The organism is Streptomyces sp. NPDC026206, assembly GCF_040638465.1.
Classification (GTDB): Bacteria; Actinomycetota; Actinomycetes; order Streptomycetales; family Streptomycetaceae; genus Streptomyces.
In genome coordinates this window covers 220178-232263 of record NZ_JBEZYL010000009.1, presented here as the reverse complement: position 1 = coordinate 232263, position 12086 = coordinate 220178, and the positions used below count along the sequence as shown (strand labels likewise).

4 protein-coding genes are annotated in these 12086 nt (G+C 67.9%); 2 read left to right on the top strand and 2 right to left on the bottom strand.

Features of this window, described 5'->3' with window-relative positions; all coding sequences use genetic code 11:
* The first annotated feature begins 164 nt into the window (after positions 1-164).
* Positions 165-380 carry a hypothetical protein gene (locus AB0F13_RS16205; RefSeq protein ID WP_362081521.1) on the top strand — a complete coding sequence of 72 codons (216 nt, stop codon included), beginning with the start codon at positions 165-167 and terminating at the stop codon, positions 378-380.
* Positions 381-534: 154 nt separating this feature from the next.
* Positions 535-714 carry a hypothetical protein gene (locus AB0F13_RS16200; protein WP_362081518.1) on the top strand — a complete coding sequence of 60 codons (180 nt, stop codon included), beginning with the start codon at positions 535-537 and terminating at the stop codon, positions 712-714.
* 63 nt (positions 715-777) lie between these two features.
* On the opposite strand, the gene AB0F13_RS16195 is transcribed toward AB0F13_RS16200, so the two are convergent.
* Entirely contained in the window at positions 778-1359 is a 582-nt protein-coding gene (locus AB0F13_RS16195; RefSeq protein WP_362081515.1) for an SMI1/KNR4 family protein, read from the bottom strand.
* Between the two features lie 59 nt (positions 1360-1418).
* Positions 1419-11918, bottom strand: coding sequence for a LamG-like jellyroll fold domain-containing protein (locus tag AB0F13_RS16190; protein ID WP_362081512.1), 10500 nt, complete (start codon positions 11916-11918; stop codon positions 1419-1421).
* Positions 11919-12086: the final 168 nt, after the last annotated feature.

Genomic DNA, 12086 nt, shown 5'->3' with positions numbered 1-12086 from the left:
AACCCCTAGGCCCCTAGGCATTGACTTGGACTTCTCCAGTTTAGTCAACCCCGGTCAACTCCCGTGTGAGCAGCGGAACATCCACAATGGACCGGAAGGCAAAAGACCCCCGCGACCGTGCGACCGGTCCGGGGGCATGGCCAACGCTGCAGAGGAGCGCCGACATGAACGACCATATCTCCCGCTGGTTCCACCGGGTAAGAGCGCTGTTCGCACGGCCCGGTACATCAGTGTGCACCCACATCAGCCGCCCGAGCACAGCAGCGGAACCCGCTGCTGCGTACGGCGACGATGGCCGCGGCGAAGTCTTCGCGTGGGTGACCGCGCACGGCATCGACTTCCACCCTCGTGAGTGCCACGACGCGGAGGTGGCTCGGTGACGGCGGCTGCGGACGAGCGGAGGCCCGTGGGCGAGGCACCATCCGAGCCCGAGTCTGAAGCGCTCGCTTACGACATCGAGCCGGCAGCAACGAGCGACGAGCTCCGAGCCAGGGTGGCCGAAGCCAACCGGCGCAGTCGGCGAAGGTGGGCGCCGTGACGAGCGAGCAAACCGCTGAGACAGTGGTTGTCCCGCCCCTCCCCCGGCGTCCGCGCTGCGAAAAATGCTGGAACATCAGGCGCAAGAGGGCCGAGGCGCTGGCGGTCGGCGACCGCGAGGGCGCTGTGGCGGTGGCAACAGCGATGGGCGTGCAGCAGCGGGTGGCGCACGCCTAACAACGCACGATGGCCCACCCCGGCCGGCCGGGGTGGGCCATCGTCACGAAATCACCCTATGGATCAGTCCCACGCCATTCCAGCGTAAGGGTCGGGCTCACCAGTCCAAGGATTGACTCCATCGGCCCAGAGACGCTGCTCTTCACGCCATCCAAGGAACCTCGGGGAGGCACTACCCCACAGGTCTGTCCCACTCAACGGACACTCATCGAAGTCCGCGAGTATCACTCGCCGAAGGAAATCCGTCATCCCACATTCGTAGATCGCAACCGGAGATGCAGTGTGACGGCCGATCACCAGAACTGACCAGCGGTCCGGATCCTCATCCAGGGTCAACCAGCAAAGAATGTCAGCACTGCTGTCAACACCCCACGCAATCAGCGGAACCACGGGCGGTCCATAGAGTTCCGGAGGACCTGCCACCTCGGCAATAAAGCCACGCGCATTGTCCGTCTCGTACCGCATCCCGCTGGCCGGTCCATCGCGTTCATCCGACAAGGGCTGGAAGATCTGGAGGAAGTCATTTACTCCACCTTCCCCATACTCCGACATGAACGCCATGTAGTCGCGGGGAAATTTCGTCCCCCACTCCCTTTGCACGTCCGCCCAGTCAATTTCCTCTCCCGCGTTCTCGTGACAGGGCATGAGAACGCGGAGTTCAGTAAGCCCCGACTCCAGGGGATTCCGTCGAGACTGATTCGAATTCATCGTTGCCCTCCGGTCGGCTGGGGACTTCCACCATATGTCACGGTCCCCAGGTTTCTCCACTGCCTGAACTTCGGGCTGTAAAGAGAGTTAGGTATCACTTCATCGAACTCGATGCCAGGACTACCGTCAGCGTTCGTACCTTGAGCAGACATTTCGAAGGACACCGGAACCGTGCGATCCCCAGAGTATTTTGGCGTTACTTGATACCTTACTACCTGCCCTCCATCAATGGCAGATTTTACCTGCTCCTCGTACCTGCGCATAGTGTCCCCGAGCCGCCCGTCACCCTGCACATAGGTGTTTGCCTGACGAGAGCAGGTGGCCAAGTTGTCCAAGTCTTCGCCCGATCCGCTGAGTTCTCTTGCCAGCAGATGACAGTTATTTATGAAAGTCCTCGGTACGAGACCGAGGTGACCGGCATAGCGCCCTGCCCACTCATATCCCGGCGGCCTGATTTCAGAATTCGCATAACTCCCCTTGTTCACTTCGAGGAAGGCGGTGTCTAGACAAGCATCGATACCGGTTGCCCGGCCACCGTGGGCGTTGTCGCGCGGGCTGTACTCACGCCATCCGGTCCCGCCCCGACGACAGTCGCCTTGATTGTCGGACTGTGTGTCATGGCCGGAGTTTCCGTCCGATACCGGATCCGGCGTGAACAGGGCGATCGCAGCGAGGTCGACCAGCGCCTGGGCCGTGACCGTCAGAGCGGTCGTCGCAGCGGCCGTTGCTGCCGTTACGGTCGTTCCTACGAAAGTGGCGACCGGCGCGAGGAGTGTCGGAGCAGAGACGGGATGCGTACCACGGTTGGGATTCTGGATGATGGGCGGCTTCGGCGGCTTGATGATGCGCGGTCGGGGGATACCCCCGCCGCCACCGCCACCACCGCGACCTCCGCCGCGGGGCGGGCTGTACCCGTTGTCGTCGCTACCGGAATCGTCCTCCTCGTAGTAGTAGTCGTCTTCCTCCTCGTAGTAGTCGTCTTCGTAGCGCAGAGGCGATCTCTTGTACCCAAAGCCGCTCGGGGCCCATCCTTCGAGATCTGACTCACGCTGGCTGTAACACATCCCCGGGTTGCCGGAGCAGCTGTCATCAGCCAACGGTGTGGGCGAGCTGGCCCACTCGAAGACCTTTACAGCGATTCCCATGGGGCTGCTCCGCCAAGGCGTGAGAACCACATCGTCCCAGTCCCAGCCCCAGCCCCAGTGGCCCGTCGGATCGATGCTGTTCAGCGGGGACCCGTTGCCATAGAGGTAGCGGTTCGCCTGAGCCGACGGGCTCGGGTCGAGCTGCCACGTGTCACGGGAGGCGAAGCTTCCCGTGCCCGGCTGGTACCAGCGCGAGGCCATGTTGACGTCGCCGCTCGCCGGGTCGGTCCAGCCTGACTGGAAGCCCAGGGAGGAACGCGAACCGGCCTTCGCCCGCACCGAACCGAACGGGTCGTAGGACGTGGAGCCCACGACCTTCGTACCGTCGGGCGACAGACCGGCGACCACATCCGTGTGCTGGTCGGTCACGGACCGCTGCGCGGTCGTGCCGTCGGTGCTGCCGAGCAGTGTGCCGCCCGGCGTCCGGCTGTAGGTGCTGGTGCCGTCCGAGACCAGGTTGTTGGAGCCGCCGTCGTACGTGAAGGCGGTGTCGCCATGCCGGCTGACCCGGTCCAGCGAGTCGTAGCTGAACTTCGTGTCCCCGTCGGCGATGCGGCGCTCGAAGGCGTCGTGCGTCAGCGAGCGCTTGCCGCTGCCCGAGTCGACCGAGGCGAGCGTGCCGCGCGGCGTGTAGCCATAGCGGGTGGTGCCGGCGGTGAGCTGACGGTTGGCCTCGTCGAAGGTGGCGGCGATGTCGCCGGCCTTGACCCGGTTGCCCGCTTCGTCCCACGCGTAGGACGTGGTCTTGCCGTCACTCGTCCAAGACGTCATACGGCCGGACTTGTCGTATTCGTACGTCTCCTTTCCGGCGCCGGAGACGCCACTGGTGGTCTTCGTGGTCAGGAGGTTGTTGAGGTCGTAGGCGTACGCGGTCGACATGACCTGAGTCGTACCGTCCGCACTGGTGACCTTGGACTCTGTCAGACGGCCGAGCGGGTCATAGGTGTAGTCGCGCTTGCCACCGTTCTTCCAGTCGGTGGCACCGGCCGGCTTCGTGGCGTACTGCTCCTGCTGGACGCGACCCGCCGGGTCGTAGGCGGTCACCGTCTGGCCGCCGGTCACAGCGTCCTCGGTCCGGTTCAGCCGGCCCGCGACGTCGTAACCGTACGTCGTCGTCCCGGCCTTGTCGGTCCGGGTCGTCATGGCGCCATCGGCGTCGTAGGTGTAGGTGGACTTGCCTCCAGGACCGTCGGTGGTCAGCAGCTGGCCGCGGTCGTTGTAGGTGTAGGTGTTGGGGTTGAGAACGTCACCCGAGCCCGCCTTGGTGAGACGGCCCGCGAGGTCGTGCTCCAGGGTCCGGTCGTTGGTGCCGGCCTCGGCACCCGTGCCTGTCTCCTTGGTCAGGCGACCGTAGACGTCGAACGTGCTGTGCCGCTCCACGCCACCGGGCAGCAGCTCGGCCACGTTCTGGCCCGCCGCGTCGTAGACCTTCGTCCACGTGCGGTCCGCCGGCTTCGGCTGGGCCGCGGTCGCGGGCTCGATCGTGGACTCGGGCAGGCCCCACGGGGTGAAGGAGTAGGTCGTGACGTTGCCACGGCCGTCCGTCAGGCGCGTGCGGTTGCCCAGCACGTCGTAGCCGAACGAGGTGGTGATGGACTTGCCGTCCGCCACCGGCTCGGCCTGCTGCGTCATCCGGCCCAGAGCGTCGTACGCGAAGGTGGCCTTCGCCCCGGTCGCCGAGGTGGCGGAGGTGCGGTTGCCATCGGCGTCGTACTCCACCGCGGTGGACCGCAGTGCAGTGGTGCCGGTGCCGTAGTCGACGGTGCCGACCACGCTGCCGAAGCCGTCGTAGCGCGTGACGCTCTTACGGCCCGTCGCATCGACGGACTCGGTCCGGCGGCCGAGGGCGTCGTAGGCGAGCTTCGTCGTCCCCCCACCCGGCATCGCGGCGGTCAGAATCTCGCCCGCCACGTTGTACGTGGCGGTCGTGACCCGGCCCGCCGGGCTCGTGGACGAGGTCTGACGACCCGCGTCGTCCCAGGCGTAGCGCGTGGTCAGGTTCAGCACCGACGGGTAGCGCTCGACGGTCGTCGCCGTCAGCTGCCGGCCGAGCTCGTCGTACGTTGCCTCGGCCCGCGCGCCGGTGGGGCCGGTGGCGGAGAGCTGGAGGCCCGTGGGCGTCCAGGTGAAACGATTCGCCTTGTCCTCGAGCGGTGAGGGCTCCTGCAGACTGCTGCCATCACTGCCGAGGTTGCTGTTCAGCAGGCTGGTCGCCGGGAGCGACTGCCGGATCAGGTGGCCCAGCTGGTCGTAGGCGTAGCTGACGGTCCGGCCCAGCGGGTCGGTGGTCACCGACTTGCGGCCCAGGGGGTCGTAGGCGACCCGGGAGACGGCAGTGACCTTCTCCCCGCCCGGCGGGGTGTAGTCGGGCAGGGTGACGGCGGTGGCACGCCCGAGCTTGTCGACCTCGGTACGGGTCACCGACCCGTTCGCGGCACGGGCGTCGGTGACCTCACCGAAGGTGTTGTACCCCCTGAGGGTGGTCGGCTTGACGGCCTCGGGCTGCTGGCCCGGCTTCTCGGCCTGGATCTGCGGGGCGGTCTGCTCCACAAGGCGGCCGAGGGCGTCGTAGCGGTTGACGCTGGTGAAGGCCGAGGCGTCCGCGCCGGTTTCGGTGCCGCGCGGCGTGACGGCCGCGACGGGCAGACCCCGCTGGTCGTAGGCGAACTTCGCCGTACGCGTGCGGTCGCCGTCGACGACGGTCTGAGTGAGCTTGTTGCCTGCCTTGTCGTAGGTGGAGCGCTGGGCGCTCAGCGCGGTCTTCTGCTCGACGGGCCGGTCGGCGTCGTCGTAGGTGAACTCGGTCCAGCGGTTGAGCCCGTTGGGGTCGAGCACGCTGCGCGTGACGCGGCCGGAGGCGTCCACGGTATTGGCGACGGTGGCGGTGCCGCCGTCGGCGGTCCGCTGGGTCAGGTTCCCCGCGCCGTCATAGGCGTTGGCCTCAAGAACGATGTCGTGCTTGCTGCCGTCGGCCTGGGTGACGCGCTTGGCCGTCTTCGACGCGAGCTTGCCGTCGTCGTAGTAGGCGTAGGCGGTGGTGGTTCCCATCGCGTCCACCGTCGAGGCCAGGCGGCCTGCCGGGTCGTAGGCGTTGGAGACCACTACCAGGTCCCTGGCATCCCCGGAGGGGTCGCCCTTCCAGTCCTTGAGGACCGTTTCCGCGGGACGGCCGGCGGCCGTGTAGCGGAACTCGTAGGTGGTCCCGAGGGCGTCGGTCGTGCGAGCGGTGCGGCCGAACACGTCGAAGGCGACGATGCTCTCGTTGCCCTCGGCGTCGGTCGTCCTGTCCTCGAGACCGTGCTCGTCGTAGTGGTGGGAGACGGTGCGCTTGGCGTCACCGCCCGAGGTGTCCTCCAAGGACTCGGTCAGCAGCTTGCCGTCGGCGTCGAAGGCACGCGTGACCTTGGCGGTGTGGGTCGCGCCCGTGACCTCGTTCTTCACCGCGGCACCGGTCTCGGAGACGATCCGTGACATGGAGTCGTAGGCGAAGGTCGTGGTCACGCCGTTCGGCTGGCTGTCGGAGACCTGGGTCTCGGACAGCTTCCGGCCGATGCCGTCGTAGGCGTAGCGCGTGACGAGTCCGGACGGAGCCGTGGCCTGGGCGAGGTCGCCCTGGGCCGTGTAGGAGTACTCCGTTACAGCGCCACCGGGGGCGGTGACGCTGCGAACCAGTCCGGCCGGAACGGTTCCGCCGCCGACCGCGGCCTCCTGGCCGGTGGTGTACGCCGTGACGGACTTCCGTCCGTCGGGCAGCACCGTCGTGTCCGGCAGGCCCAGCGCCGTGTACGTCATCGACGTGCGGAAACGGTCGTCGCGGGCGCTCGTGGAGCGGGCGTCGCGGGTGGCCGTCGGCTTGTCGTTGCGCGGGTCGAGCGGGTCGGCGCTGTTCAGGTAGTAGTCGGTGAACGACGTCCAGCAGGAGTTGGCGTCACGGCACGTGGTCCTGGAGACCGTGTTGCCGCGGGCATCGTGGCCGGAGACGGCCACGTGGCCGTTGGGGTCGGTCACCGTGTGCAGGAAGCCGCCGGTGTCGTACGCGTAGGTGATCCGGCCGCCCTCCGCGTCCGTCGCGGTCACCGGGCGCTGACCGCGCAGGGCGTCGTACGTCGCGCTGCTGTTCCGGCCCGCCGGGTCGGTGACGCTGATGGTCGAGGTGAGCGAGGACATCCCGGAGTAGCGCATGGCCCGGTAGTGCTCGGACACCTGGTCCTCGGTCAGCTCCTTCGGGTAGAAGGCCGCTTCGTCGAGGTCACCGGTGAAGTAGCGGGTGCCGGGAGCCTTTCCGTCCCAGCTCTCGCTCGAGTAGCCGCCACCGAGGTAGGTGTGGGCCATCGTCTCGGGCTTGGACGGCTCGGCCAGGCTTCCGACCTTCGCACCGTCGAGGTAGAGGGACTGGCTGCTGGTGCCGCCGGTGAGCACGACGTGGTGCCACTGGTTGTCGGTGACGGTCGTCCCCGAGATGATCGGCTTTCCGGAGCCGCCGTGCCACAGCTGGCCCCGGAGCTTGCCGTCCGAGTCGACGAGCAGGCTCGGGTTCCAGTCGGTCGGCGTCTTGCCCAGCTCCGCGTTCTGCAGGCCCAGCAGGACGCTGCTCGGCTTGCCGGTACGGAACCACAGCTCCGCCGACATCGCCGGCGTGTTGCCCATGACGCCGTACGGCAGCTCGACCGAGCCGTCACCGGCCAGGGTCACGGCGCCGTTGTCGCCGGGCCCGAAGGCGCCGGTGGTACCGAGCTTGGCCTTGGTGTACGTGCCGTCGCCGGCGTACACCGCGGTCTTGCTGCGGGCCTTGTCCCCGCTGGTCTCATCGAGGCGCCAGTAGCCGGACGGCGCGTCCGCGGTGACCGTGCCCCGGTAGTGGGCGCCGTCGCCGGAGACCAGACCGGTGCGCGAGCGGTAGTGCTCGGCAACCGTGCCCTCCGTCAGCTCCTTGGTGTAGAAGGCCACCTCGTCCAGCTGACCGGTGAGGTAGCGGGTTCCGGCGCTCTGGCCGTCCCAGCCCTGGCTGGAGTAGCCGGCGCCGAGGTAGGCGTGGTCCAGCGTCTCCGGCTTGGCGGCACCGGCCAGGGATCCCGCCTTCGCGCCGTCGAGATAGAGCGCCTGCCCACTGGTACCACCGGACAGAACGGCATGGTGCCATTCGTTGTCGGTGACCTTCTTCCCGGAGATGATCGGCTGCCAGGAGCCGCCGTGCCACAGCTGGCCCCGCAGCTTGCCGTCCGAGTCGACCAGCAGGCTCGGGTTCCAGTCGGTCGGCGTCTTGCCCAGCTCCGCGTTCTGCAGACCCAGCAGGACGCCCTGTTTCCCGGTACGGAACCACAGTTCGAAGGTGAGCGCGTCGGCTCCCTTCAGCGGGTCCGTGGGAACCTCGACGGCACCGGCTGAGCCGTCGAACGCAGCCGAACCGTCGTCGCCGTCGGAGAATGCCCCGACCGCGCCGAGCGTCACGCCGTCGCGATAGGCACCGTCGGCTCCGCCGGTGATGTCGTTGGCCGCGGTGGAACCGCTCCGGTCACCCAGCCGCCAGAACTCCACGGGCCCGGACGTGCGGACCGTGTCGGCGTACGCCGCCGAACCCGCGGAGTAGACCGGCGCGGAGACCTTCCACGTACCGCCCTTGTCGTCCGTGGTCTCCGCGACCCGGCCGGTGCCGGCGTCGTAGGTGACCTGGGCGTGGACGCGCCCGGAGGGGAGGGTGGCCTTGGTCAGCCGGCCCGTCGCGGCGCGTGCCCGGTAGTGCTCGGCCACGGTGGTGGCGTCCAGGGACTGGTGGTAGACGGCCACCTCGTCCATGAGGCCGGTGAATCGGTGCACGCCGTACGGCAGACCGTCCCAGGCGACGCTGGAGTAGCCGGCGCCCAGGTAGGTGAAGGACTGCTTGCGGTGGTCGATCGGCCCGGTCAGCGAGCCGACCAGGACACCGTCGAGGTACAGCGACTGCGTGGTTCCGGCGGCGGTGAGCGCCGCGTGGTGCCAGGAGTCGTCGTTGACGGCGCTGCCGCTGATGATGGGCTGGACCCTTCCGGTCCAGTACTGCCCGACCAGTTTGCCCGAACTGTTGACGGAGAGGGCGGGAGTCCAGTCGTTGGGCTGGCCGTCGTCCAGGCGGCCGTCCTGGAAGCCGACCAGCACGCCGGGCTTGGTGGTCTTGAACCACAGCTCGGTCGTCAGGAAGGTCGACGTCCGCAGGGTGTCCTCGGGCAGCTCGACGTAGGAGTTGGTGCCGTCGAAGGCGGCTCCCTTGTCGGACGTGCCCGCCACGGCCCCGGCCGATCCCAGCTTCACATCCCGGTACAGGGCCTGGTTGAGGCCGGTGCGGGAGGGGGCGTCGCTTGCGGCGATCGCGCCCTGGGCCTCGCCGAGGCGCCAGTAGGAGACGGGGTTCTGGTCGAGCACCATGCTGCGGTAGAGCGAGCCGTCGCCGTACTCGTACACCGTGCACTTGTCGGTGGCGGCCGGCGGGCAGACCTTGGTGAGACGGTCACCGCTGTAGGTGTACGCCCACGTCAGTCCGTCGGCACCGGTGCCGGTCCCCTTGGCCGTGGCCGAGGCGACCTTGCCTCCGCTCCAGCTGAAGGCGAGCGAGCGCCCCGACAGGATGTCGCGGGCCTCGGTCAGCTTGCCGTCGGTGTACGTCAGGCGCTGCTCCCTGCCCGAACCGTCGGTGATCTTCGTCAGCCGGCCGGTGGGGTCGAAGGAGTACGTGGTGGCCGACTTGTCCCGCAGCACCCAGCCGCCGCCGGCGGCGGAGGTGAGGGTGGTCGGGCTGCCGGCCGGTGCGGCGAAGGTGCCGTCGGTGTTCTTGCCGAACCGCATCCGCGTGCCGTTGGCCAGGGTGACGACGATGTTGCCGGTGCTCTCGGCAACCGTGCGCATGTCCCAGCGAGTCGACCAGCCCGCGCCGAAGACGTTGTCCGTACGCGGGTCGAGGGAATTGTAGGTGCGCACGGCCGACAGCTCCGGACCGACCGTGGGAACGGCCGCGTCGGCCGCCTGAGTCGAGTAGTTGCCCGAGCGCACACCGAACTCGCGTCCGCTGTCACCTCCCAGGTGCCCGGTCACAGGGGGTTGCGGTACCTGCGTGGAGAAGTAGGCCGGGTTCTGCCGGGCAGAGGTGTCCTTGCCATCGAAGACGTAGGCGTACCAGGCGTAGGTCTTGCTCCAGGACAGCCAGCCGGCCGGTACGGCCCACTGCTGAGCGGTGCTCTGCGTGCCGCTCCGGCAGTTCTTGCGGGCGTCCTTGCCCTCGACCTCGCAGATCTCGAAGCTGTACTGCAGCGCGCCGCTCGGGGAGTGGTCGGCGTCCTTGCCCGCGGCCCACAGGGTCGGGGTCAGGGAGTTCAGCACCGCACCGCTGGCCGGCGACTCGGCGGTCAGCTGCGGCGGCAGGTTCACGGCCGAGAACTTCACGGCCGGGCCCGGGACGCCTTCACTGGTGAAACGCGGACCGTCGAGCACGTCCATGGTCCACTGCAGCGTGTACTCGGCGGGAGCCAGCGGGGCGATCTTCGCGTCCAGAGTGACGCTCTGTCCCGGGGCGACGTCGCGCGGCATGGGCGTCCATGCGATGCGCGACGTATCGTTGATCTCCTTGCCTGAGGCGTCCAGGAGGTTGTAGCGCAGCTGGATGTTGCCGCCCTTGGTCCAGGTGTCCTGGCCCTGGTTGGTCACGGTGACCTGCATGGACCCCTGAGAGGTCGCGGTCACCGGCGCGGTGAAGTTGCCCAGCTTGTAGGTCGCGCCGTACTTGGTCCAGGTGATGTCCAGGCGCGGGTTGCCGTTCGGGTAGTCGTCGGAACCGAACTGCTTCCAGCTCTTGCTGTCCGAGTCCGATGCCTTGACCGCGAGTCCGTAGTTCTTCTTCCGTCCATGGGTCCAGTCGTCGACGAGCTGTCGGCCGTCCGAGCCGAGACTGATGGACTCCCATGCGGCGCCGCACGACCACGACTCCGTGTTCGGCGGGCGCCAGCCATGCGCGAAGCTCTTGGACACCAGGGACGGGCCGGTGTCCGGCCCGGGGTACGACTTGGTCGACGACTCCGACCAGTCCGACGTGATGCCGTGGACGGTCACCGGCCGCGCGTCGCAGGAGTACGACCAGGTGTTGTACAGCGACAGCTTCGCGTCGAGCACCCAGGCGTTCTTCAGCGAGCTCTCTACGCCGTCGAAACGGAGGAACGATGCGGCCTTGTGCGTTCCGCCGTCGTACGTGCCGGCCTTGAGGATGGTGTCGGTCGAGAAGTCCTGGGTGTACGGGGACTGCACGTACGTACCGGAGGTCGAGGTGACGCCCTTGACCGACGGGTCCACCTTCACCGGGAACACGCGCTCCGGCGCGTTCAGCCAGTCCTTGTCGAGGGTGACGATCAGGACCTGGCGGCCCTTCTCCGTCGCGAGGGTGTAGCGGACGCCCGAGGAGATCTCGCCCTGGTTGGCGTTCTCCGCGAGGTGGGAGTCCTCCATCCAGCCGGCCGGGATCCGGGCGCGCTGCTTACCGGCCTTGTCGGTGAACACCACCCCGCCCTGGTCGTCCGGCTTGGCCGTCAGACCCTCGGTGCTGAGCGGGAAACGCCACTCGGTGGGCGCGTCCTTGCTCTTGAGGACGAGGGTCTCCTTGACCGCGTCGTTACTGGCGATGTACCGCAGGTTGGCGGAGGGGCGGGCGTCGGGGTACGTGATGACGCTGCCGTCCACCGTGCCCGTCGCATGTGAGGCGCCCTCGAGCCCGTAGGCCAGCGCGATCCCGTCGTCCAGGCCCATGCGCAGCACCGGGTCCGCGTCAGAGGTTGGGGAGAAGCGGATGGCGACGGCAGTCGATCGGGTCTCCCAGAGGGGAGCAGCCTCGCCCGCCGAGCGCGTGACCTTCTGCTCGGGACGGGTCAGCGTGGAGTCGATCTTCTCCCACGCGCCGTCGGCGGTGCGGCGGTTGACCGGCTCGTTGTAGTGCCGCGTCGTGTAGGTGCCGTCCTCGTTGAGGAAGGTGCGCTGGCGCTCCTTCCTCTCCGCGGGCAGCTCCTTGCTCTTCTTCTCGGAGAAGCCCTGCGGCGCCGGGACGGCGGGAGCCTTGGCCGGCTCCGCCGGGCCCATCGTGGGCTGCTGCGGCTTGCCGGCCAGCTCCTGCTGGGTCAGCTTGTGTTCGGCCGGCAGTTGTCCGGGGGCCTCGAGTGCTCCGGGGCGGCCGCCCTTGGTCGCGGCCTCGGTGGCGCCGCCGGGGGTCCGGTGGTCGCGGCCCGCGGCTGATCCCCAGCGCTGGCCGGGGGCGCCTGGGCCTCTGAGTGAACTTCGATTCCATTGATCGACTGCTAGCGCGACCTGTTCGGTGCCGCATAGCAGGGCCATGACAAAGGCCATGGCGAAGGCTATGTATCTCGTGAAACGCACAAATTTCCCTATGGAGTGAGCAAAAATCGTCCATGTTTACTACTTAAGCGATCTTCACTCAACCCCATAGGGGGCATAACGCCACGTCAAGTTACGGAACTCACAGTTCCATTGCCGGGCGCCGGGTCTATAAATCAC